This is a genomic window from Flavobacterium sp. AC267 (assembly GCF_979258715.1).
Genome location: NZ_OZ409875.1, coordinates 4277680 through 4303767 on the forward strand (window position 1 = coordinate 4277680; position 26088 = coordinate 4303767).

Genomic DNA, 26088 nt, shown 5'->3' on the forward strand with positions numbered 1-26088 from the left:
TGAAATTCGTGGCGAACTTTTTCTTTACTCTTCTTCAGCCTTAACAGCCGTTACTACTTTTCCTTCTTCGCCCGGCCATATTCCGTTTTTGATTGGAAGTGCTTTTAATTTACTTGGATCTACTTTTACATACTTCAGTTTTTCTCTTCTCCAAGTGTAAACAATATGCACCATTCCGTCTGAACTCTGAATCATAGACGGATACGAATACTGACTGATTTTTGAATCTTCTAAAACCAAAGTCGCTTTCCAATTAATTCCGTCATCTGAAATCGAAACATTTAAAGGTGTTCTTGGACCTTTTGCTTCTTTTCCAGGAGGTAAAACGTGATTGTAAACTAATAAGTGTTTTCCATTTTTAAGCGTTACGGCATCTGTTCCGGAGTTGTTATTTGGAAGTCCGATTAATTCTACATCTGACCATGTTTTTCCGTTATCTTTAGAGAATGTGCTGAAAATAGCTCTGTTTCTGGTTCTTCCAATGGCTTGAATACTGCCGTCTTTGTGGAATAATATACTTGGCTGAATCGCATTTATTTTTTGTTTTCCTCTTGCAAGCGTGTCGCCCATTATCCATGTTTTTCCGAAATCAGGAGTAGATTCCATACGCAGTCTCCAGCCGTCGCCTTCGATACTTGACGGACATAATAAAGTTCCGTTGCTTAATAAAACTGGTTTATTTTTAATTGGCCCTAAGAAACCATCTGGCATTTTTTTAGCATCAGACCACGTTTTTCCGCCATCAGATGAAGTTCTGATTACGCCCCACCATTCTGATGGTTTTGGTCCTATTTTGTAGAAAAGCATTAAATCGTCGCCTGGAATTTGATATAAAACCGGATTCCATGTTGGCAATCTCGGACCTTCTTTCATCACGCCATCGGCTACTTTAACGCCTTCGCCCCATTTATCACTTCCTTTCGGTTTGATGCTTACATAAATACAAACATCAGGATGTCTTTCATGAGTTCCTCCAAACCAAGATGAAACTAAATCACCATTTGTGGCTTCGACAATTGTAACCGCGTGGCAAGACGGATAAGGTGCTTTATCATAAATAAATTCATCAACCAGAATACCTTCTTTCCAAGTCTTTTTTTCTAAAGCCGATTTACAACTTCCTAAAAGGAATAGTCCAAACAAGACAAATGCTAATTTTGTTATCTTCATTCTTAATTTAATTATGAATTAAAATTTTCAACTATAAATACATTCCTACTATTTTTTTAGGTAAAAATATTTATTAAGTGTAAAAATAACACTAAAAAATTAACAATGTATCCTGTACTGTCCCGAATTATTAAAAATGCGACTTATTTAACGTTTAGAATATAGGTTCCTGAAGGAAGTGTAATAGCAAGATTACTTTTTTCTGTTTTATAAGAATGTGACGTTTTATCTAATTTCTGTTTGTTAATTGAAACAGCCGAAATATCAGTTGTTGGAAGATAAACTATTGCTGAACTATTTGCAGGAATGGTAATCTTCCAAACCAAAGCTTTTTTATCTTTTTTCCAGTCACTTTTAATCAAGCCGTAAACCGATTCGTAAGAAGCGTTTACATACGTTAAGCCCGCATTAAAATCTGGTTTCATAGTGATTTGTTTGAAACCCGGAGTTTCTGGATTGCTTTTTATTCCGGCCATATTTTCATAATACCAAATCAATAAATCGCCTAAAAGCATGACGTGATTTTGCGAATTCATTGCAGGATCGGCTGTGTTTCCGTTCCAAAGTTCCCAAATGGTGGTTGCACCGTTTTCGACCATATAACCCCAGCTTGGATAGGTTTTGTTTGAAGCCAGTTTGAAAGCTAAATCACCTCGCCCAAAGTTGGTTAACGTTCGCATTAAAAACTGAGTTCCGATAACGCCTGTACTTACATGACCGTTTTTGGTCACTTCTACTTCATGCACTAAATTTTCAAACACTTTTTGCTGTAATGCTTCAGGAACCATACCGAAAGTCAAAGGCAGTAAATTGGCTGTCACGGTATTATTAGCGTAATTTTTTTTTGCCTTATTGAAATATTTAGTATTGAATGCTTTTTTAATTCTTAAGGCCAATTCGTCATAATGCGCAATATCTTTATCTGCATTGGCAATTACCGCAAACTTTTTCATTGTATTTAAAAGCTGATAGAAAAAAGCACTCGAAATCAATTCGCCGTCTGTTAAACGAGAAGGATCTTTGGAACGGATTAATTCTAAAGATTCTGGCGGAACGCACCAATCACCATATTTATCTTTGGTCATAATATCGTCAACCAAATAGTTTTCTTCCATATAATCCATCCATTTTTTCATAGACGGATATTGTTTTTCGACTACTTTTTTATCACCAAATTGTTGGTACAGCATATCCGCAACCGTAATATAAGTACCCGGCCAGGTTACATTATCGCCGTAATAACGCCAGAAAGCAGGTGCCACATCTGGAATTCCACCATCTATAGTTTGTGCGTTTTTAATATCATCCAGCCATTTTGCATACAAAGCCTGATTGTCGAATAAAAAACTTTCGCCATAAGCGCCCGTTGTTCTGTCTCCCAACCAAGGCTGGCGCTCATTTCGTTGCGGACAATCAATTGGCATTCCTTTATAATTCCCGCTGATTCCCCACCAAGCATTCTTAAAAATCTGATTCATAATTGGGTTCGATGAATCAAAAGTTCCCGTTGTGGCAATATCATCATAAACGATTTTTCCAACAAAATTTTCTAAAGTTGGTTTTGTTTTAAAACCTGAAATTTCAACAAATCTAAAACCGTGAAAAATAAATCTCGGTTCCCAAACTTCTTCGCCTTCGCCTTTTAAAGTGTAAATATCCGTCGTTTTAGCATCGCGTAGATTCGCAATATATAACGAACCATCCGGCTGTAAAGATTCTGCAAATTTCATCGTGATTTTATCGCCCGCATTTCCTTTCACTTTCAATTGTAACCAGCCCACCATATTTTGTCCCATATCCAAAATATAAGTCCCTTTTGAAGTCTGTTTGATCGAAATAGGTTTTACTTCGCCTTTTACTTTCATATTCGCCGACATTTGTCCTTCATAAAATCCGCCCGGTTCCTGAACATATTCTGCCGAAAGCCATTTTTTATCATCAAAATTTGTGGTATTCCAACCTTTCATTTCCTTTCGGGCGTCGTATTCTTCTCCGTCGTATTCGTTGTTTGATAAGATTGGTCCGTCGGTTGTAATTTTCCATGTATCATCTGTTCGAATTACCTCTTTGCTTTCGTCTGTATATTCTACAAATAATTGTAAAGCCATTTTCGGATAACCAAATGTTTTGATTTTATAGGGTTTATAATCCTGACGCATGGTGAAAAAACGTCCGTTTCCTAAAATAGTCCCCAATGTATTTTTACCTTCTTTCAATTGCAAAGTCACATCAAAAACATTGTATTTTATATTCTTTGTATAATCCGTAGGAACGGGCGCCAAAACCTGATCGCCAATTTTATTTCCATTAATGTATAACTCGTACAAACCCATACCAATAATATAAACTTTGGCACTTTTAACTTTTTTCTTAAGATCGATTTCTTTTCTTAAATATCGGGCTGACAATCTCGAATACTGCGAAATACTATCACCCGGAGAAGCTTTTTCATAGCCAATCCAACGAGTCGATTTCCAATCGGCATAGGTTAAAATACCAATACTGAAATGTGCATTTTCTGTAGATTTTACTTCGCCTTTATTTGTAGAAACAATTACTTTCCAGTAAACATCTTGTCGGTCTTTTAGCTTCTTTCCGTTATAGATTATATTAACAGATTCGTCACTTTGTACTCTTCCGCTGTCCCATAAATCACCGTTTCCGGCATTTAGTTTTTCTAAAGACGAAGAAGCCAAAATTTGGTAGTGAGTTTGTTTTACATCATTTATGTTTGCTTTTATTTTCCAACTCAATCTCGGCTGTAAAACATCAATTCCTTCCGGATTACTCAGCATTTCGCATTTCAATTCACTAATACTGATTTTGTTTTGGGCTTTCGCCGAAATTGTGAAAAGTGAAATGAGTATTGTAAGATGTAAAAAAAACTTTTTCATAATTTTATTTTAACAATAAAGTCCCAGAGGGACGATATATTTATAGATTGTATAATTGTAAGGTCATCAAGCCCCAGCGGGGCGACATATTTTTCTACAGGTAACGCTCCGCTGGAGCTTTCTATCATTTGGGTGTATATCTTGCTACAAATATTATGCTTCTCTGAAGCATCTAAAACTTTACTCAGAAACCAATTTCTCCAATCTCTCAGAAACCGCAATTTCCTTCCCGTTTTTAAAGATCCTGAAACCTTTTCCTTTTTTATATTTTTCTCCTGTTTTGTCCCAAAGAATCGTAATAATATTGCCATGATACAAAACATTATCCAGGCAAAACCAATCCCATTTTTCCTGCGGAATTAACGGATTCACTTCTATCTTTTCATCTGCTCTTGGGCGTAAACCAACCAAACCTGTAATCATCAAATCATTAAAAGTCGAATGATTATAGTAACGGCTTCTTTCTCTGTCGCCCATCAGCCAATATCCTGTTGTTTCGTCCAGATATTCCCCAACATACGGTTTTCCTCTGTAATATTGCGATTGCACATACAAATCCATTTGTTTGAAATAGTCGGTTTTCGCAACAAAATTCTGATCGTAATTATTTAAAACATTCGCTAAAGCCGTTAACGTCTGCGAACTTGCAAATGGCCAGATTGCCCCGTCCCACTCGCAGGTTCCGGTTCCGTGTGTTCTAAAACGCGGACTTCTACGCTCTGCTGTTGTCAAACCAAACGGAGCCGAAAATCCTTTTTCATCTTTAATCTGTTCCCACGCTTTTTCAAAACCTTTTCCCTTTTCAGGAAGATTAAAATACCACGGAATAAATCCGATCGCTTCTCTAACTTGCGCTAATGTATCTTTTTCTGTAAAGGTCTCAAAAAATTCGCTTTTAGCATTCCATAATTTGGTTTCAACCAATTTTTGCAAACTAGCGACTTTAGTTTTGAATTTTGCTTCTGTTTCCTTATCGCCTTTCATGGTCGCCATTTTAGAAATCGCTACAGCGTTCCCATACATATAACTATTTATCGTTGGTCTTGCGTTTTGTACTTTACGTCCGTCGCTAAGGATTCTTCCATTCCATCTTTTACATCATGCTGCCAAAACAAACCATCCTTGCGCTGACGGTCTTTTTCCCAAACCGCATAATCAGTAACCATGTCTGGATACAAATCCAATAAGAATTTTTCATCCTTATTCACTAAATAGCGATTGTACAAAGCATCTGCTGTCCAACTGCTAAATTTATACAATTTGTTCATCGGTTTTCCATCGTTTCCTCGATACCAAATTTTAACATCCTGCTCCAAATATTGTGGATCATGAACCCATCGAAATTCATTAATATGATGTCCCAACGCACAACTAATCATATTGTATTTATCGGCATACGAACGATCTACCAAAAACTCTGTAATCGCAAATCCCTGCGGTGTTTTCTTTATGTGCTTTCTCGCACTCCACCATCGGAAATAGTAAATCTCCTCAAAATTCTGTCGCGGGCATTCAAACAACGGAATATTTTTTTCCATCCAAGTCCACGCACTGTCATTCGGAATAGCAAATTTTAAGTTTTCATCTTCCATTGTGTTGAAATAATCAACATAATGTTTGAAGTTTTTTTCTTTTAAAATAATTGCTTTTCCTTTTTGAGAATAGTCTGCGCTAGGTTTACAGCCATTTAAAGTTGTAACCAAAATTACTAAAACGACTATTTTGTATTTAAAATGATGTAACATATTCAAATTATTATTTTTAAAATTTTTTGGGCGTGTCCCTCCGGGTCGTGCTGTCCGTTCCCGCTTTTTTTTGTTCGGCAGAAAAAGCCTCACAAAAAAAGAGCTCCACTTCCATCACTCACGCGAGAGAACTTTTCGGTTTTCCTCTCCTGCAAGGTTTTGAAAACCTTGCAGGAAACGTAACCAGACCTGACAGGTTTTTAAAACCTGTCAGGTCTAACTAACCATGTCAATATTAATTCCCCGTAAAAGTATACGTCTGCCCTGCTTTCATATTCACATCGTAAATAGTATAAGCTGGCAATTGTACTTTTTTCAAATTCGCCTGATCCGAAATAATAGGTTTCTTCACTTCAACATCATAAAACAACGGATTCGGATTTTTCCCTTTTGCTTTTTTAAGCGAAGATCCTTTTAAAGTATTCTCTACTTTTAATCTACAGTTTCCTCCTATTTTAGAATAGATTTTCAACTCCGAAACTTTATTGTTTTTCCACGTCATATCGATTATAAATCCGCCTCTGGCCACTAAACCTTTAATGCTTCCGTCTTTCCAAACGCTTGGTAAAGCGGGTAATAAGTGAATCGCGTCTTCCTGACTCTGCATTAACATTTCGGCAAAACCTGCCGTGCATCCAAAATTACCATCAATTTGAAATGGCTGATGCGCATCTAACATATTTGGGTACGTTCCACCGCCTTTTCTTTGGTCGGCCGTTACCAAATGCAATTGATCCTGAATCAGTTTATAAGCGTGATTTCCGTCTAATAATCTAGCCCATAAATTCACTTTCCAGCCCATTGACCAGCCTGTAGATTCGTCTGTTCTGTAAATCAAAGATTGTTTGGCGGCTTCAAATAGTTCAGGAGTTTTCACTGCCGAAATCTGATTACTCGGATACAATCCGTATAAATGCGAAACATGTCGGTGATTGTCTTTCGGATTGTCCCAATCGTCCTGCCATTCCTGTAACTGATTATGTTTACCCACTTTCATTGGAGGCATTTTTACCAACGCGTCATTTACCTTTTTCACATAAGCAACATCTGGTGCAACCAATTTGGAAGCTTCAATAACATGTGTAAACAAATCAAAAATCAACTGATTATCCATTGTCGTTCCAGAAGCAATTGTCGATTTCCCAGTTCCTCCTGCGTGTGTGTTTTCAGGCGAACTTGACGGCACCACTACCAAATATTTTGTATTGGGATCGATAACCATAAAGTCAAGGAAGAAATCTGTCGCACCTTTCATTATCGGATAAATTTCTTCTAAATACTTTTTATCTCCTGTATACAAATATCTTTCCCATAAATCCTGACAAACCCAGGCACCGCCCGTTGGCCACATTCCAGATGCGACAGAATCTACCGGAGCGGTAACGCGCCAAATATCAGTATTGTGGTGTAAAACCCAACCGCTGGCATTGTACATCATTCTGGCTGTTTCTGCACCCGTAACACTTAACTCTTTTGCCATCTGCACAAAAGGTTCGTGCATTTCCTGAAGATTCGTAACCTGTGCAGGCCAATAATTCATTTCGGCATTAATGTTTGTCGTGTATTTACTATCCCAAGGCGGTGTTACCATGTCATTCCAAATTCCCTGTAAATTCGCTGGCTGACCGCCTGGCTGTGAACTTGAAATTAAAAGATAACGTCCAAATTGGAAATATAAAGCCGCCAATTGCGGATCAAATTGTTTAGAGAAATCCCTGATTCTTTCGTTTGTTGGTTGTCGCACCAAATCATTCGAACCTAAATTTAAAGCAACTCTATTGAAAAACTTTTGGTAATAATCAACATGGGCTTTTTTAATCGTTTCGAAATCTTTCACTTCGGCTTTAGCCAAATAGTCTTTGCTTTTGGCAATTTCATCGCCCGAAATATCTTTGTAATCTTTAAAATTAGTGGCAATCGAGATGTATAAAGTTACTTCATCGGCTTTGTTAATGCTTAAAATTCCGTTGCTGGCATTTATTTCGCCGCCTTTACTTTTAGCAGTAAGTCTTCCCTGAAATTTTACTTTTCCTTTTACATTTTCAAAATTAGTTCCTAAACCCGAAAGCATAATCTGTTTTCCTTCTGTCGAAGCAACCGTTTTATCAATCGGACTATTCATAAAAACATTGCAGGTAATCTGCCCCGGCTGACTTGCCGAAAGTTTTACCACAATAACCTGATCTGAAAATGCCGTTAGAATTTCTCTTGTAAATTCGACGCCGTTAACTTTGTATTTTACTTTTGCTGTCGCGTTGCTAATATCTAAATCTCTGTAATAATCGGTATATTTTTGATGTCCGGCAAAAGAAATATAAACGCTTCCAAAAGTTTGATACGGCATTCCGTCATTGGTTTGCGACATAATATCCTGCGTTGCCAAATCCTGCGCTTCATCAAATTTTCCATCAAAAATTAACTGGCGAACAATTGGCAGTGCTTTTATAGATTTTGAATGTGCATTGCTGTTTGGAGAACCTGCCCAAATGGTTTCTTCGTTCAATTGCAAACGTTCCACAGCAGGATCGCCAAAAACCATTGCACCCAAACGTCCGTTACCCAAAGGCAGTGCTTCGTTCCAGATTGCTTCGCTGGTTTATCATACCATAATTTCAGATCGCTTTGTGCTGTTGCCGTAAGCGAAAAAATTCCGAAACAGATTGCTGTAATTTTATTTCTTAACTTCATATTGATATATTTTTTGCCACGAATTACACGAATTGGCACTAATTTCTTTTTTAAATTTTTATTTCATTTTTTTTTCCACAGATTAAAAAGTTAAAATGATTTTTTATCTGCATAATCTACCAAATCTCCGAGAGTAATTTTTTTTCCCGCAGATTTAGCAGATCGGGCAGATTTGTAATCTGTGAAAATCCTATTAATCTGTGGCAAAAAAATTCGTGCCAATTAGTGAAATTCATGGCAACTTGTTTTATTTCTTAACCTCGTAAACCTTTAGATTTTTTTCTCCGAACATTTCATATAATTTGTTAATGTCTTTCAATGCATTTTTTGGTAAATTTTCAGCTTTATTACCAAAAACATACAATTTATCATAAGGTTCAATCACACAAGTTGATTCGTCGATTTCGCCTTTATCATTCTTAATTTTATTCAAATCTAAATTTAGATATTTCGCCATAAACGGATACAAAGCCATACGTTTTGAAACTCCAAAATCATGTCCTTCTTTTGCAAAATGAGCATTTTCGACTAAATCTTTCTTTCCGTACAATTCATACGTTCTTTGGATAAAAGGAAATTCTAATTCCGGAACTGCCAATGTCCAGTCTTTTCCATCAGAAACAATTAACTGAGGTTTTGGCGCCATCATAGCTGAGATTTCAGCATTGTTTGTTCCGTTGCCGCAAAGGTGAATCCCACGACCGCTTTCGCACGGACATCCGCCTGAAAAGTGGGACGAAACCATTACAACTGGAGCTGAAACTTTGATTCTGTCATCTAAAGCCGCTAAAAACATCGTATGCGAACCTCCGCCAGAACCTCCTGTAACCCCGACTCTTGTCACATCGGCATTTTTTGTTGTTGCTAAATAATCCAATAATCGAATCCCGCTTAAAACCTGAACCGTCGATGCGATACTGTTTCTGTGCGTTTCTTCTGGAAACTGCAATAATGATTCTCCCCACGCAAATAAATCATATCCTACTACAATGGCGCCCATTTTTGCCATCATAGCACAGCGGTACTGCTCGTCTTTTCTATATCTTCCGTCACCGAAATGTCCGTCTGGTGTTAAAATAATCGCCGCTTTTTTGTTTAATGGATACGGTTTGTAAATCGATCCCGTTACATAAACGCCTGGCAGAATTTCCAACGCAATATTCTCAACACTGTAATCTTTATAAATTCTCTTTGGAGTTAAAAGTGGTTTAGATTTTGGTGTTGGGGGCGCCTTGTCTAAACCAAATGACGTAATCATACAAGCTTTTAACTCCGTTTTACGTTTTTCCCATTCTTCTTTAGTCGAATAAAGGCTTTCTAAATAGAACAAACGTTCTTTTCCTTTATCTACTGAAACTTTATGGTTTTCATATTTTCTTATAATGTAAGTTCCGTCCGGCTGTTTGAAATACATCAATTCAAACGGAGCCAGAATATTAGTTAACGAAATAGTGAGATTTCCGGGTTCAATTCTCCAATCGGCATAATCGAGTTCTTTTCCTTTTAGTAAGCCTCGGTCGTCGTTTATCGTAACATTAAAAACGGTTTCTATTTTCTTTAAAGTTTCTGACACGGGTTTTCTAAAATTAGTATCAGATGTGCTTTGCGCATTGGTAAATGTCAAAGCAAAAATGGAAACTGCAATTGTAAATATTATTTTTTTGATATTCTTCATTTTATATTATTGAGATTTTTGAACGCTGATGAAACGGATTTACTTCGTAAAGACTCGGATTACAACAGATTTTTTATCTTTGTTTTTTACTTTTTGAATTGCCTCCAGTTTTAACTGGAGGTAAATAATTTGATTTTAAGTAGGCTTTAGCCTAACTTATTCATTTGGCTAAAGCCCTGTAACTAACTATTTTTAAACCTCCAGTTAAAATTGGAGGCTATTCATCACTAGCTCAATAAAAAATCCGCGCAAATCTGCGTCTTCGCGATAGCGAATCCGTTTCATCCGCGTTTTATAATTTGCATTCGATTGTATATTTTCCTGAACCTAATTCTAAAGTTGGTTTCGTTCCATCAAAACCTGCCCTAACTTTCTTATTATCAATCTTAATTTCCGAATTTTTAGCAACAGGCAATTTTATCGTCGCTGTTGTATTTACCGGAATTTCAATATTCAAAATAAACTTCCCATCTTTCTTTTCCCAAGAAGAAGTAATCTTTCCGTAAACCGATTGATAATCCGCTTTCGCGAAAGTCATATCGCCCACCACTTCTGGCTGAATAAAGAAATGTTTAAAACCTGGGGTTTTCGGATCGGATTTAATTCCGGCCAGACTTTGATAAAACCATTCTTCAATCTGCCCCAGCATAAAGTGATTCCACGAATTTCCTTTTCTTGGATCCCATTGTTCTGTTAAAGTGGTCAAGCCAAATTTAATCTGAAAACCATAACCCGGCGCATCATAATGATTGTGCATTTTGTACATGGTTTCGTTTTCGCCATTTTGTGCCAAAGCCTGAAACAAATAACGATTTCCAACATCTCCCGTTGTCAAACGGTCGCCTTTTGCTTTAATATCGGCTATTAAATTCTGCATTACGGCGTCTTTATATTGCGGTTCTACAATATCCATAAAAATCGGAACAGCATTACTAAACTGACTACTCGTACCATATTGTTTGGTTTCAGCATTGAAAAATTCTTTGTTAAAAGCAGTTTTAATCTCAGAAGCCAAAGTTTCGTATTTCTCTACATCTTCTGTTTTACCTAATAATTTCGCCGCTTTTGCCACCAAATAAGCTCCGTAATAATAGTGCGAAGTGGCCGAAAGTGCAATCGGACTGTTTTTTGAATATCCTGCTTGCGTGCGTTCCGTAATCGTACCAATCGCCTAATCCGTGAGAAACGATGTGATTTTCAGCTTTTGTTCCTAAATAATCCATGTATTTTTTCATTACAGGAAAATACTTTTCCAATAAAGAAGCGTCTCCGTAATATTCATAGTACATCCAAGGTAAAATTACGCCTGTTACGCCCCATTCCGGTGAATCGGTAAAATCGCCTCCAAAAATTACGTATTCCGGAACGATGGTCGGGATTAAACCGTTATCGCGTTGTGAATCAAAAATATTCTGCATCGTTGCAGGAATAAAAGTTTCAAGATTATAATTGAACATTAAACCCGGGCCATTCAAATGAATTTCTTCTAGCCAGCCTAATTTTTCACGTTGCGGACAATCAGTAAAAACGCTTTGGAAATTACTTTTTATCGAATTGTTAATCAGTTCGTGTGTTTTATTGAAAATCTCGTTAGAACATGCAAAACTTCCTGCTTCTCCCGCCGAGTTGTAAATGAAATTCGATTGTAAATCTACAACCGTTGGAAGTTCTTTGTTTTTAGCTTCTTTGTAATTTACATTCTCAATTTGAATGTATTGAAATCCGTAAAAGCTGAATTTTGGCGTCCATTCTTCTGTTCCGTCTCCTTTTAAAGTAAAATCGTAATAATAGGGTTTTCCAGATCTTCCCTGCGCAATGGTTCCGTCTTCATTTAAACCTTCGGCTACCCAAATGCGAACAGTCTGCCCTTTTTTCCCTTTCACTTTAATCGTAGGAAAACCAGAAAGATTCTGCCCCATATCAAAAACATAAAAATTCGGTTTCAGCTCTTTAACTGTTTTAATTTCATATTGTTTCTGAATTGTAACCGGCGGTGCGGTCTGCGGTCTTAAAACTCCTTTTGGTGCTTCCTGAATGACAACTTTTTTCCAATCTGAATCTTTGAAACCTTTTTTATTCCATCCTTTTTGAACTAAATTGGCATTGTAATCTTCTCCTCCAAAAATACTGTTATACGTAATTGGGCTTTTGCTGTATTTCCAGGTTTCATCTGATTTTATGATTTCTTCTGAGCCGTCTTTATAGGTAATTTTCATTTTGAAGAACAACGTTGGCGGACCAAAACTCACGAAGAATTTGGTATATCTTTCAGCCAGCGTATTGTACATTCCGTTTCCTAAAAGCACGCCAATTACATTTTCGCCTTTCTGTAATTCTTTTGCGCTTAACTCATAAATATTATAATAAACCGTTTTATCGTAATCTGTCCACAAAGGTGCAAATTGACTGTTTCCAACCTTCTTACTGTTAATCGTTAATTCGTAATGTCCTAAACCTGAAATATAAACAACGGCTTCTTTGATTTCTTTTTTTACTTCGAAAGGTTTACGAAGCATAATACTTCTGCGCGACAAAGAATCGGAAGCATTGATAAACGAATTCTTTTTTTCTCTGTTGAAAGTAGCTGTGTGATAATTTCGGCCTTCTGGCAGATGACTGTCGGCTTTTGTAATCGCACCAATCCAAACCGGATTTAAATCTGATTCTAATGAAGCCGTTCTGAACGAAGCCGTTTTACTCCATTTCGAAATTTTGCCTGTTTGATTCCATACTTTAACTTTCCAGAAATATTTAGTTTCATTTTTTAACGGATTTCCGCCATACGAAATGTGAAGATTTTTATTAGAATTTACTCTTCCGCTGTTCCAAATATCGCCTTCGTCATTTTTTAGTTTTTCTTCAGATGAAGCAACCAAAATAATGTAGGCAATCTGTGACGCATTCGATTCTTTTGAAACCAACTGCCAGCTTAATCTCGGCTGATTTTGAACCACAACTAATGGATTTTCGGCCATTTCTGTAGTGAGATGTACAGGCAAAATTTGTCCTTTAGCAACTAAGGTTACTAAAAGACAAATTGCAAATACTATATTTTTGAAATTCTTCATTTTTTTATTGTTGAGATTTGAACGCTGATGAAACGGATTTACTTCGTAAAAACGCGGATAAAAACGGATTTTTTCATTGTACTATTTAGAATAAAAATCCGTGTAAATCTGCGTCTTCGCGATAGCGAATCAGTGTTATCCGCGTTCTATTTTTTCTACAGAGCAAAACATTTCTGCAGATTTTTAATTTTTAATTCTCAATTTTTAATTTCTCTTTGTTATCAACGACTGAATATTAAAAACTGCTTCCGGGATTAATTTTCCGGTTTGAGGCAGATCATCATAATCGTCTGTATCTGGCGCTGTGTCCGGATTTGGAGAATATCTTTGCTCGCCTGTGCGGAACATAATTCTTTCAAAACCATCAACCGGAGCATAAAATATTCTTGTTGATTCTTTTTCGTCGTTTATTTTTATAGTGTATGAACGGGTTTTAACGTTCAGTTTCACGTTTACTTTATATTCTTTTCCAGCTTCATATTTGGCAATGGTATTGAAACGCGCTCCGGTTTTTGTTTTCAATTGTCCATCGGCATCAAACGTTAATCTTACGGCTGGTAAACCTTGTTTGTTTTGGAATTCCACCTGCAATAAACCGTGATTATTTTGTTCTGGTTTAACGGTAAAAGTTACTTCCATTTTCTCTGCAAACGGAATAACGCGTTCTGCACGAGCGTAATCAAAATAATCCTGATCTCTTAAAGTCAGCCATTTTTTGCCGTCTTTCTTTTCAATTTTTGTCGAAGCCCAAGCTAAATCATAGGTATTCCAAAACTTTAATTCTTGTCCGTCTGGAAGTTCGTTAAAAATGTCATTTGCATTTTCAGTAACAACACTTGTAACCGGAACAGGAATCGACGCGACCCAAATATCTTCTTTGTTTACGCTGTAGCTTACCCAAAGTTTTCCGTCAGGCGGAATACCGTCCCCTTCTGAAATTCCACGAACGTATTGCGGGCCAGCTGATTTGTAGTTTCCGCCATAACGCATCGGACTGATCTCGCCATGAACCAACAATAAATCTTTGTAATTTAATCCGTCATCACTTGTTGAAATCGCCAATGGCCAACGATATTCTGACGGGTTATAAACGGTTGCATAACGATTATCAGAGGTTCTTTGTCCCCAGATTTTGGCGTTGCTGTTTACAAAACCTGGTGCACGAAGCGGCATATATTCCCAAGATTTTCCGCCGTCTTTACTAATCGAAGTTAAAGCGTGTTTCCATAAACCTACAACATCTCCATTTGGCAAATGATACGAACTAAGCGCTTTATATGGCTTTTTCAATGGAATTAGTTCGTCGTCACGATCGGCTTCTTCAACCCATTGCTGTAAAACCAAAGGATCTGAAAGAATTTCTTCGCAGGCTTTTTTCAAACCTTTGTCTTTTGCCTGCGTATAAAATGGAAAAGCAGATTTCGATTTATCCCATGATTTATTGTATCTGATGAAATAGATTTCGCCAAAACTTCCGTCTTTTTTAATTTCGCGAATCACGCGTCCAATTCCTTTTCCATCGTTTGGATCGTCTTTTTCATCCATTGCAATTCCATAATACGCCAAAGCAAAAAGTCGTTTGTCTTTTGAGGTATAAAATCCCATTCTCTGGTGCATAATCGCATCCAGATTTTTGGCAACGCCTTCTACTCCTTCTTTTTTCCATCCGTCTGGAATATGATAAATAGGAAAAATTACTTTTGGCATTTTCCAGCTTACACCATCTTTTGAAGTCATTATTAAAGTCTGGCTCGGCGGAATATGTTCTCCTGCAGGATCACTCAGGTATTGCAAATAAAAAGTATCATTCCAATACGCCATTGTTGGCTGGTGGTTGTATGTCCATCCAAAACCATCTGCTTTTTCCGGATGTTCACGGCTGGCACGCATAATCTGCGTAGCGTGAACTCCAACTGCCGGACTTAACTGTCCGTGATGGTAATCGACATTTGAAAGTGTTTTACCAACATAACGCACGGTGTCGTTTTGGGCATTTACAGCTGTACCAATCAACAGAATTGTGGCTGTGGTCAGTATATTGGTTTTTATTTTTTGTAAAGCAATCATTTTTTATGTTTTTTGTTTCACGCAGATTTGGCAGATTTTAGCTGATTAGCGCAGATTTTTTTCTGCTACTATTTAAAATAAAATCTGTTAAATCATTTTTAAATCTGCGTGAAATTTTTCTAACTATTTCTTTTTATCTGCTTGACCTGCTAAATCTGCGGGAAAAATTTTACTCTCGCAGATTTGGCAGATTTTAGCTGATTAGTGCAGATTCTTTTTCTGCTACTATTTAAAATAAAATCTGTTAAATCATTTTTAAATCTGCGTGAAATTTTTCTAACTATTTCTTTTTTATCTGCTTGATCTGCTAAATCTGCGAGAAAAATTTTACTCTCGCAGATTTGGCAGATTTTAGCTGATTAGCGCAGATTTTTTTTCTGCTACTATTTAAAATAAAATCTGCTTAAATCTTTTTTAAATCTGCGTGAATTTTTTCTAACTATTTCTTTTTATCTGCTAAATCTGCGGGAAAAATTTTACTCTCGCAGATTTGGCAGATTTTAGCTGATTAGCGCAGATTCTTTTTCTGCTACTATTTAAAATAAAATCTGCTTAAATCATTTTTAAATCTGCGTGAATTTTTTCTAACTATTTCTTTTTATCTGCTAAATCTGCGGGAAAAATTTTACTCTCGCAGATTTGGCAGATTTTAGCTGATTAGCGCAGATTCTTTTTCTGCTACTATTTAAAATAAAATCTGCTTAAATCATTTTTAAATCTGCGTGAATTTTTTCTAACTATTTCTTTTTATCTGCTTGATCTGCTAAATCTGTGGGAAAAATTTCACTCTCGCAGATTTGGCAGATTTTAGCTGATTAGTGCAGATTCTTTTTCTGCTACTATTTAAAATAAAATCTGCTTAAATCATTTTTAAATCTGTGTGAAATTTTTCTAACTATTTCTTTTTATCTGCTTGATCTGCTAAATCTGCGGGAAAAATTTTACTCCCGCAGATTTGGCAGATGTAGTAGTTTTTTAATTTTTAATTCTCAATTTTTAATTAATTTAATCTGTGAAAATTTGTGTTTATTTTTTATCAATTAATCCTTTTAAAACCTCTTCGGAAATTGTTGTAATCGTTCCGTGTTTGTGTCCTTCGGGAAGGCTTATTTTTGAGGAAACATCTTCAAAATGAACAAAATCTGAAGTGCTCAAAGCTTTATAATTTTTTGAGCCGTAATTGTCATAATACAACAGCCATTTTTTACCGACTTTCACTACCGTTGGTCCTTCTGATAAATATTCCGTCAAGGGCTCTGAACTTTTCTTGAACGGGCCTAAAGGCGATTTTCCGAAAGCTACTTTTATATTACGCATGGGTCTTGTATTGTCTTTCAAAACCAAAACATAATCTTTCTTGCCTTTCTTTACAATCACGCAGTCGATTACGCTGAAACCTGGATCGTAATATAGTTTTGTATCTGAGAATGTTTTAAAATCTTTGGTTGTTACATAATACATTCTGTGGTTGTTTTTCTCTTCTTCCACTCCTTTTTCAAATCGGAATGGAATTGTCGATGCCCAGATAATAATGTATTCTTTTTTGACATCATCATAAAAAATTTCTGGTGCCCAAACGTTTACAACTTCTGGTTCATTTTTCATAACCGGAATATATTGCTGTTCTGACCAATGCATTAAATCTTTAGAACTGGCATATCCAAAACCGTTTCCACCTTTCCAATCGGTTGTCCAAACCATGTGATACGTTCCGTCTGCTCCTTTTGTGATGGATGGATCGCGCATGATTTTGCTTGCGCCAATTTCTGGTTTTAAGAATGATCCTTCGAGACCTTTCCAGTTGTAACCGTCTTCGCTGTAAGCCAGATACAAACCTTCGGTTGCGGGTTCTCTAAACGACGTAAAAAGATATAATTCCTTTTTTTTCTGCGAATAACTTATCGCAAAAAGAAAAAGGGTTATGATAATACATATTTTTTTCATGTCTTATTTTTTTTCCTGCAAGGTTTTTAAAACCTTGTAGGTATATTTTATGTTTAATCCAAAAACCTATTAATTCTAAAAAAGCCAATTTTTTCTCTTTAGCCCCGATTGCAGTGGAAATCCTTGTAAACCGGGGTTCGGTTTACAAGATTGTAACGAAAAGCGGGACGATGTTTCCTAAAATGCCTATTTTTTCTGCTTCTAAATTTACTAATCTAAATACCTACAAGGTTTTGTCCCGAAGCTTCGGGATTGCAGGAAGTCGAACTTGCTATTCCGTAATCGCTTTTTTATCCAGATCTTTTCCTTTTTTAACTGCTGTTGTTACGTTGTTAAAAACATTGTTTTTCAGGAAAATATTTTTTGTTTCTTTTCCATTTGCCTCGATGAAAACATCGGTTGCATTAAATGGAAAATTATTATTGATCATAATGTTTGATGCATTCTCTATTTTGATAACCGGAATTCCTTTTATTGGCGTTGATGAACCGACATTATCTAAAATAAGATTTTTAGAATTTGATATTTTGAAAGAAGAACCCACCGTTGCATTTACTTTTACATCATGGAACTCAATATCTGTGGCTGTATTAACGGTAAAGCCTTCTTTTCCGTCCATGTTAATATTAGAGAATGAGATGTTTTGAATTGGCATTTCAGAAATTCCGCGAATAAAACCCGCTTTGTTTACATTTCCACCCGTAACGTTACTAATGTGAATGTTTCTAAAAATAGGCGTACGTTCTGTAACAGGCTCTGCCTTATTATCTTTATCATAGAATAAATCCAAAATAATGGCTTCTTCTTTGATGTTTTTCATTACAATATTATCTACTCGAATATCTTCTACAACTCCGCCACGACCGCGAGCCGATTTAATACGAATTCCACGATCTGTTCCGTCGAAAACACAATTTGAAATCGTGATTTTCTTGATTCCGCCTGACATTTCGCTTCCTATAACTACACCGCCGTGACCGCTCAACATCGTGCAATTGGTAATGGTAACATTTTCTGTAGCTTTTCCGTATTTGCGACCGTCGCCATCTCTTCCTGATTTAATCGTAATACAATCGTCTCCAACGCTAATATGACAGTTTGAGATATGCACATTGGTACAAGAAGAAGGGTTAATTCCGTCTGTATTTGGCGAATGCGGATTAAAAATTGAAATTCCGGTAACGGTCACATTATCACAAAATTCAGGGTTGATTGTCCAAAAAGGTGAATTTTGAAACGTAACTCCTTCAATTAAAATATTTTTACAATTGTAAGCCTGAAAGAAAGAAGGTCTGAAAAACTTTTTATCAACCGTTCTTTTGTAGTATGGTTCTGTGTAAAGTCCTTTGTTTTGCTCTTCCCACATGGTTTGGTATTTGGTTGGAGGAAGTGGTTCTTTGGCAGTTTCAATTCGGTACACTTCATTCCACCATGCTTTTCCTTGTCCGTCTATTACGCCTCTTCCTTTAATGGTAATATTTTCGACATCTTTTGCATAAAATAAGGGCTGAAAACTTTTCATTACAATTCCTTCGTAACGCATTTCAACGTATGGAAGAAAATCATCGAAATTTTCTGAAAATTTTAAAAGTGCTCCTGAATCTAAATGAATTGTGATGTTGCTTTTTAGTGTTAATGCTCCCGTAAGATATTCTCCTGCAGGGAAAAAGATAGTTCCTCCGCCGTTTTTAGATGCTTTTTCAATTGCATTTTGAATGGCTTGAGTGCATTTTATTCCTTTGTTGTTTCCTCCTTCATTTAGGATATTCAGCCAGCCGTCGTTTGCGAAAGCGGTGTTTAAACTGGTGATGAAGCAGAGAATTATTAGAATGTTTTTGATTTTCATAGTTGTTATTTTTTTTCTCATTTATGTCATCCTGAGGAACGAAGGATCACACTCGTAACTCGACAAAGATTGCGGACTTACTTTACGGAATTTCTAGTGCGATCCTTCCTTCGTCAGGATGACAAAGATTGGTGGTACTGTGATTAGACCTAACAGGTTTTAAAAACCTGTTAGGTCTGTTATTATTTATTTAGAGCGTAAAATCAAAACCCAGTCATTACCATCTTTTTTAATTCCTAAAGGCTGAAATTCTTTAGTTCCTGCATTGTCTATAGTTCCAATTTTGGTTTCTTTTCCGTTTCTTGGGTTGTACCAGCTTGCAGTTACTTTATCTCCAGAAATTTTTGCCATATTGACTTCGATTTTTTTTCCGTTATAGGTATAAATCAAAGCGTAATTTTGTCCTCTTATTGCAGGTAGATAATCGTATCTGGATCCTTGGTTTGCGATTAAAGTTTCATCTGGAATACCTTCTAAAAACGGAAATTGCAACATCAGCTTTTTAATGTAAACCATTTGTTTTGCTCCTGGCGCATTGATGGCGTTTGTCCATAATTCTTTGTTTCCGTAGGCTGGTTTATCGCCTTTTCTGAACATCTGCATTACTGCGTTATGTCCGTATGTGTAACCTGTCGCGCCTGATAAAACCGACCAATATCCGTAACGGCGAACGTCATTGTCTGTCCATTTTGGTTGTAAGGTATCGTGCAAACCGTGTGGAATTGCTTCGTAAGATGGTTCTCCGTCAAGCGTAGGTTTTGTTGGTTTTAATTCGAAATCTCTTAGAACAAATTTGTAATTGTCTTCTTTGAAATTCGTTTGTATTGAATCCTGATCGTATCTTCTGTGTCCGGATTGGAACATATTGAAATCTAACCATTTTGCATTATGATAATTCTCTGAAGAATCTGTTCTTCCAAATGGATGAAACGTAACTAATTGTTCTGGATTATTGGTTTTTAAAGTATTTCCGATGGCGTTCCAGATATCCATAAACTCGTTTCCATGTGTATCACCTCCGTTTAACCAAATTACATTGGTTTTGCTTTTGTAACGGTTTGCTAAAAACGTCGCATATTCTATTGCCTGTTCTTTGCTGACTTTATTTCCTTTAGAAACATTTGTTCCCCAAACTGGCACCATTGCAAGGTAGATTCCGTTTTTGCGAGCCACATCTAAAGTGTAATCTACATGATCCCAATAATCGTATTCTTGTTTGTTATTGAAATTATTTCCGGCCGTGATTAAAGGTTTTGAAACATCCTCGTTAATCAAAGTGGCACTTCCATACACATTTACAGCATTTATGTTGTGCAAAACCATTACCTGAACTACGTTGAATCCTTTTTCTTTTCTGTCTTTAAAGTATTTATCAACTCCTGCTCTGTCCAGTTTTCCGAATGTCAGCCAGCCTGTATCACCTAACCAGAAAAATGGTTTTTCATTTTCGGTTACAAAATAATGCTGATTTTTAGAGACTTTGATTTGAGGCAGTTGTTTTCCAGCTTGGGAAAATCCGCTTTGTGCTGTCAACAAAAAGCTTATACTTAGGGCGTATAAATATTTAATTTTCAGATTCATTTTGGTTTTATTTTGAAATTATATTTTTATTTTTTTGCCACAACTCGAACGATAGTGAACAGGCGAAGCAATTGCACTAATTATTTTTTATAATCTATGTGTTTTTATTTCACGCAGATTTTGCTGATTTTGGCTGATTTCCACAGATCAAAATTTTAAATCTGCTGAATATGCTTTTATCTCTTTATCCCGATAACTATCGGGAGCATGAAATTTTTTACTCTCGCAGATTTGGCAGATCGAGCAGATTTAATTTTTTAAAATCTAAATTAAATTCGTGCTAATTCGTGTAATTTGCGGCGAACCTTTTCTTTTATTTCTTCACTACAAAAAGCACTTTTTCTTTGATTTCTGATTGAGGAATTACTACTGTTTTTCCTCCGCTTATATTTGCTTTTTTAGTGATTTTTCCTGTTGCTCGCGTTTATGGCGTATACTTCGAAAGTTCCTTTTGTATTGGATAAATCAATTGAAATTTCCTGATCATTTTTCAAATAGAAAAGATAACTTGTACCTTTATTTTCTAGTTTCCACAGGTTGTCTGAGAACGTATTTCCGTCGACTAATTTCATTTCGCTTAAAGCGGCATAAAACTCAGGCAATTCGATTTTTGGAATGTTTGCTATTGAAGCTCCCGCCATTAAAGCCGGCCATCCAAATCTTGGTGAACCATCTGTTGAGTATAGAATTACTTTTTCAGGGTACTTTTCTCTGTATTCACGAACGGCTCTGTAAACCTGATTGTCTGTTTCTTTTCCGGTTTTTAATTTTCTGGCGTGTTGTCTTGGTGCTAGATTTTTTCCGCCTTCTGGCGCGTAAGCTGATCCGTCTTCTTTGTAATACCAATAACGAATGTCAATTGCATCTACTGTTTTGGCTCTTTTGGCATCATTTAAAATCGCATCCTGAACATCTTTTGTCGCACTTAAACCTATGATTGCTTTTTTACCCGTTTCGTTTTTCCATTTTTGAACTTCGTCCAGCCAAAATTCCATAAAGTGCGGCTGGACCTGTATATTCGGCACTTGTTAACTGAATTACGTTGCTGTTTTCTTGAAAATTCTTCAAAGATTTTCTGATGAATCCTTGGTGTAATTTTCTTCTTGCAGGATTAGTAACATCATAAAATTGTTCTGCCATGAAAATACGCTTGTCTCCAGCATATGGCGGAGGTTCCGGAAAACCTGTACTGTTTATATTGTTTGCGGAACGCCAAGGCGAACTTGACCAATGTGCTCCGGCTTCTATAATATTATGCTGAAAATATTGTTGATTGACTAATATTTGTCCTTTGGTTTCGGCCACATTAGCAAAAAGTGCCAGACGATCCCAATACCAATCATTGAATTTTGTTAAATCGTATTTGCTCAATTGATCCCAAGCCAAATCCTGACCGCTTCTGGCAAATGGCTGTTCGTAAAACGGAGGCCAAACATCGGCATCAAAACGGCGAACACGTTCGTGATCGTCCATTCTTCTTTCGTACCACAAACCGTAATTGTGTTCTAAAACGACCATATTATTGGTACTCAAATAATCTGATACTTCATTGATATTATCTGTAAATCCGGTTCCTGTTCTTCCTGGAACGAATCTGGTAACATCCGGAACTGATTTAGAAATATCACTGTCTCTCAAACTTCCGCGCCACCACGGCACGCTTAATCTGTTTCCTGCAATTACTTTATTGTCATAAGTAAGCCAGCCGTTTTTTGTGGTTACTTTTTTATCTGAAATTGTATTTTGTACCGAATTTAACTTTAAATCATTCGCATTTTTTAAACCTGAATTCTTCGTGTCAATTGGATTTGATTTCGAAACTTCTGCAATCCATTCTACTAAACTTTGCTTTGGAGCAAGAGAGTTTTTAGTTAATTCTTCCGCGACTTCCATTGTTGGACTTGAAGAAGGTTCTGAACCTAAATCATAGATAAATGGGTTTACAGGAAGTTTTTCTAATCTGCTTTCCAATTGTGCATAAAATAAACTTCTTGGAGAAATGTGATTGTTTACGTCTTTCCAATGTCCGTCGCCAGCCATGATGCCGCCCCAAGTTCCAAATGCCCAATTTTGCGCTGTTGGCGGATTGTAGCATTCTATTTTAGATGTCGCTGTTTCCCAAATAACACTATTTGTCGCCGTCCATCCTGCTCCTCTTCCGTTTTGTTCTCTGTTATTGTAGCTTAAAGCGTGCCCATCAACATAAGAAATTTCAAATAATATCCCTGTAGCCCAGCTTCCAATAGCGCCGCTATTATTAAAAGGTAAAAATGATTCGCATTGAATAAACACATTTGGACCCGTTGTTCCGAAACCGCCCACCGCAAAATCGTGGTAACCGTATTCAGAATAACAACGCTGAAATAAAGTCTGTTGGCCTTCTGTATAAAAAGTGTGGCGTCTAAAACCTGCGATTTCTGAAACTGGTTCTGTTGCAATACAATCTTCAACCGTAATTTGTTGTGCCGATTTTAATACCGAAACGGCACCACCAGCAAAATGCTTGAAACTAACTTGTTTTACCCACGCATTTTTTGTGTTTTCAATACTGATTCCTAACCATCTGTGTTCTTCGTCTTTTGATTTTGAAGTATCGTAAGCTGATTTCAATAAAATATTTTCAATTCCGATTTGCTCGATTCTTCCCGACCAAGTATATGCAGTAACTTTTGCAGTTCCGTAAACATCATCTAAGGTCATGGTTAACGGAGCATTTAAGGTTACTTCATTGCCACTGATTTTGGTTACCACTCTGTTCCAAGTAATATCCCAATCGTTTTTCTTCCAGCCAACCCAGCCTGTTTCTGCACCAAAATCATCCATTTTTAATTCTTTAATCCAATTATCAGTTAAAGGTTTTGTGATGATGATTTCGTCAGATACTTTTAGTTTTGAGATGTTTTTTAACTGAATTGTTTTTGTTCCGAGTGGTGTATAAGTTGTATTGAATTGGAAAGTTTCTCCGAGTTCTTTATCATCCACACCTAAAATTCTAATTACAGCTTCTCTGTTTAATCCGGTTCCTAAAAGAACAGTTCCGTTTTCATTATTTCCGCTTCCGCGTAAAATAACTCCTGATTTTTTTAATAAATAATGTTCCGCTGATTTTGAAAGTTCCTTTGTCTAAAAGTACTGCTCCACGAAAACCAGATTTGTTTGGCTTCAAATTACTTACATAATCAATCGTCGCCTGAATTCTCTGGGTTGCATCTTGTTCTTGTTTCGGAACAAAAATTTTATTCTCCACATTCGGAATTGCTTTTTCAGATGCCATGTATCCGGCATAAGAAAAATCAGGAATTTGGTTTCCTTTATTATCTGTTGTGAAAGAAAGTTTTCCTTCTTTGGTTTTGATAATGTCTGGGAAATTGGTTTGTGCTGTTGTAATGCTAATGCTGAAAAGCATCACGAAAGCTGATAAAATGATTTTATCTTTTTGAGTAGAAATTATATTTTTTAGTTGATTAAAATTCACTTTAAAAATATTTTTTGTTGTGATTTATCCTAACAGGTTTTGAAAACCTGTTAGGTATTAATTGTGCGGTATTGTTTCGAAATTAATTCTAATCTATATTCTTGATTCTTGAAATACGTAACAGGTTTTTGAAACCTGTTAGGATACGTTGAAAATATTCTGGTGACTAAATATAAAACTTTATTGCAACAATCCCTTTAATTTCGCCAATGTATCTGTATTATTTTCGGTTTTTGTCCAGTCTGTTTTACTGTTTGGATCAATTCCGTTGATATATTTTTCGATATTGGTATAACCGTCTCCGTTTGAGTCTTTGTTCGCATCTGAAGCATCATTCGGATTCAATCCAAATTTTTTTCTCCCATGCATCTGGAATTCCGTCATTGTCAGAATCTTTATAGGCTTTTCCTTTATATGCAGGATAACCTCCCACTTGGTCAGGATGTGTTATAATTCCTTTTTTATAAGAATCTGCAGGTAATCTTCTTTTAATATATTCTTTTCCAATTGCATTTTCTAAACCGTCTTTTACTTCAATTTTTCCGGTGCGAACTTGTTTGATGATTCTTTCGTCAACTGCATCTCTTTTTGGAATTGTCGCTCCAACATTCGTCAAAACAAAATCATACGCTTCTTCTGCCGACATAATATTGAATTTTGGCATTGAGAATGGTTTTGGCTGTTTGATCGCTTCTAAAAATGATTTCTTTTCTGCTTCGGGAAGATCTTCTAATTGTACACCACCGTTCCAGTTATCTGCTGTAACTTCTGGAGAACCAACAATGAAATTCCCTGAAACATAAGCTCTTCCGTATTGTTTTGGTTCAATATAACCTGATTCTGGTTTTACAATTCTGTATCGAATTGGCTGATCTGCAGGGGTAATTGGTCCTGGTTTGAAGTAATTATTGATTATATTCAACATCGAACGATAATCACCGCCGTCCAGCGTACGATTCCACCAGTTGAAGATTACGTTATTCACAAAATTAAAATCACCATACATTCCGATAGAAGCATTTCTTGAGATATTATCGGCCCATAAATTGCGCATAAATGTGCTGTTTAATCCACCAATTGTACTTCCAAAAGCGTGATTGTAAGTATCTAAGCCTTCTGATGAAATGGTATTTTGAATGGTAATATTACAAGCAGGTAATTTTTCCAGTTTTGATTTAGCATTAGTCGCAAATTGATGTCTGTATAAAGAAATATTTTCGTCTAATCCCCAGCTTACAGAACAGTGATCTACGATAATATTTCCCATCGGATTTCCGCCCAATGCGTCATCTCTTCTTGTAACCTCTGTTGCTCCACGTCTGAAACGCATATGTCTGATAATTACGTCGTGTGTGTCAATTTCTAAAGTTTCTCCGGCAATGCAAATTCCATCACCTGGAGCGGTTTGTCCGGCGATTGTCACGTAAGGCGCGCGCATGCTGATTCTCTTTTTCAATTGAATGATTCCAGAAACATTAAAAACGATTGTTCTGGCTCCAACAGCTTCACAGGCTTCACGAAAAGTTCCTTTTCCGCTGTCTTCTAAACTTGTTACTACGAATACTTTTCCGCCACGTCCTCCTTGTGTATAGGCACCGCCGCCTTCAGCTCCGGGGAAAGCAGGAATATCTGCCAAAACAAAATCTTTTGGATAAGAAGCCCAAGGTAAATAAGGTTTTCCTTGTTTTGCTTCTTCCTGAATAATATGATAATTACTCGTCCAAATTTCGTTTAGTCTTTTTTCTTCATCAGCTAAAAGAGCATCAGCTTTTTCCTGAACAGGTTTTGGAATTACGGGATATTGCGCATATGCCGAGGATACAAGTGAACAAAATGACAATGCCAAAAATGTTCTTTTTAAAGTACGGTTTGGGAAAATATTTTGCATTTTTTAGTTTAGTTCTTAGTGGTTAGTTCTTAGTACTTAGTCGTTAG

16 protein-coding genes and 1 pseudogene are annotated in these 26088 nt (G+C 36.5%); all 17 read right to left on the reverse strand.

What is annotated here, in order from left to right; genetic code table 11:
- Nucleotides 1–24: 24 nt before the first annotated feature.
- Nucleotides 25–1170 carry a sialidase family protein gene (locus ACZZ95_RS22710; RefSeq protein ID WP_463470799.1) on the reverse strand — a complete coding sequence of 382 codons (1146 nt, stop codon included), beginning with the start codon at nt 1168–1170 and terminating at the stop codon, nt 25–27.
- A 143-nt stretch (nt 1171–1313) separates the two neighbouring features.
- Nucleotides 1314–4064 carry a glycoside hydrolase family 78 protein gene (locus ACZZ95_RS22715; RefSeq protein ID WP_463470800.1) on the reverse strand — a complete coding sequence of 917 codons (2751 nt, stop codon included), beginning with the start codon at nt 4062–4064 and terminating at the stop codon, nt 1314–1316.
- 180 nt (nt 4065–4244) lie between these two features.
- Entirely contained in the window at nt 4245–4541 is a 297-nt protein-coding gene (locus ACZZ95_RS22720; protein WP_463471751.1) for a glycosyl hydrolase family 65 domain-containing protein, read from the reverse strand.
- Nucleotides 4542–4562: 21 nt separating this feature from the next.
- Nucleotides 4563–5809, reverse strand: a pseudogene (locus tag ACZZ95_RS22725) (MGH1-like glycoside hydrolase domain-containing protein); the annotation flags it as partial.
- 235 nt (nt 5810–6044) lie between these two features.
- On the reverse strand, nt 6045–8372 hold the full coding sequence (locus tag ACZZ95_RS22730; protein ID WP_463470801.1) for a glycoside hydrolase family 95 protein: 2328 nt from the start codon (nt 8370–8372) through the stop codon (nt 6045–6047).
- A 372-nt stretch (nt 8373–8744) separates the two neighbouring features.
- Nucleotides 8745–10172 (reverse strand): alpha/beta hydrolase, encoded by a 1428-nt coding sequence (locus ACZZ95_RS22735; protein ID WP_463470802.1) that lies wholly within the window; start codon nt 10170–10172, stop codon nt 8745–8747.
- A 292-nt stretch (nt 10173–10464) separates the two neighbouring features.
- Nucleotides 10465–11331 (reverse strand): alpha-L-rhamnosidase-related protein, encoded by an 867-nt coding sequence (locus ACZZ95_RS22740; RefSeq protein ID WP_463471752.1) that lies wholly within the window; start codon nt 11329–11331, stop codon nt 10465–10467.
- The gene (locus ACZZ95_RS22745) at nt 11216–13240 is read right to left on the reverse strand and encodes a family 78 glycoside hydrolase catalytic domain (RefSeq protein WP_463470803.1); all 2025 of its coding nucleotides are present in this window, start codon (nt 13238–13240) and stop codon (nt 11216–11218) included. Before ACZZ95_RS22745 ends, ACZZ95_RS22740 begins: the two co-directional genes overlap by 116 nt.
- 204 nt (nt 13241–13444) lie before the next feature.
- The gene (locus ACZZ95_RS22750; protein ID WP_463470804.1) at nt 13445–15307 is read right to left on the reverse strand and encodes a six-hairpin glycosidase; all 1863 of its coding nucleotides are present in this window, start codon (nt 15305–15307) and stop codon (nt 13445–13447) included.
- Nucleotides 15308–16333: 1026 nt separating this feature from the next.
- The gene (locus ACZZ95_RS22755) at nt 16334–17251 is read right to left on the reverse strand and encodes a glycoside hydrolase family 43 protein (RefSeq protein WP_463470805.1); all 918 of its coding nucleotides are present in this window, start codon (nt 17249–17251) and stop codon (nt 16334–16336) included.
- Between the two features lie 271 nt (nt 17252–17522).
- Nucleotides 17523–19097, reverse strand: a complete 1575-nt coding sequence (locus tag ACZZ95_RS22760) for a glycoside hydrolase family 28 protein (protein WP_463470806.1) — start codon at nt 19095–19097, stop codon at nt 17523–17525.
- Between the two features lie 186 nt (nt 19098–19283).
- Complete coding sequence (locus ACZZ95_RS22765) at nt 19284–20678, reverse strand: glycoside hydrolase family 140 protein (RefSeq protein ID WP_463470807.1); 1395 nt, start codon at nt 20676–20678, stop codon at nt 19284–19286.
- Between the two features lie 398 nt (nt 20679–21076).
- Nucleotides 21077–21673 (reverse strand): DUF6298 domain-containing protein, encoded by a 597-nt coding sequence (locus ACZZ95_RS22770; RefSeq protein WP_463470808.1) that lies wholly within the window; start codon nt 21671–21673, stop codon nt 21077–21079.
- Nucleotides 21624–23660 carry a DUF6298 domain-containing protein gene (locus ACZZ95_RS22775; protein ID WP_463470809.1) on the reverse strand — a complete coding sequence of 679 codons (2037 nt, stop codon included), beginning with the start codon at nt 23658–23660 and terminating at the stop codon, nt 21624–21626. The genes ACZZ95_RS22770 and ACZZ95_RS22775 overlap by 50 nt, the downstream gene beginning before the upstream one ends.
- Nucleotides 23661–23724: 64 nt before the next feature.
- Nucleotides 23725–24153 (reverse strand): hypothetical protein, encoded by a 429-nt coding sequence (locus ACZZ95_RS22780; protein ID WP_463470810.1) that lies wholly within the window; start codon nt 24151–24153, stop codon nt 23725–23727.
- A gap of 180 nt (nt 24154–24333) precedes the next feature.
- Entirely contained in the window at nt 24334–24498 is a 165-nt protein-coding gene (locus ACZZ95_RS22785) for a hypothetical protein (protein ID WP_463470811.1), read from the reverse strand.
- Nucleotides 24485–26041: a pectate lyase family protein gene (locus tag ACZZ95_RS22790; RefSeq protein WP_463470812.1), complete on the reverse strand. Its 1557-nt coding sequence runs from the start codon at nt 26039–26041 to the stop codon at nt 24485–24487. The genes ACZZ95_RS22785 and ACZZ95_RS22790 overlap by 14 nt, the downstream gene beginning before the upstream one ends.
- Nucleotides 26042–26088 lie beyond the last annotated feature (47 nt).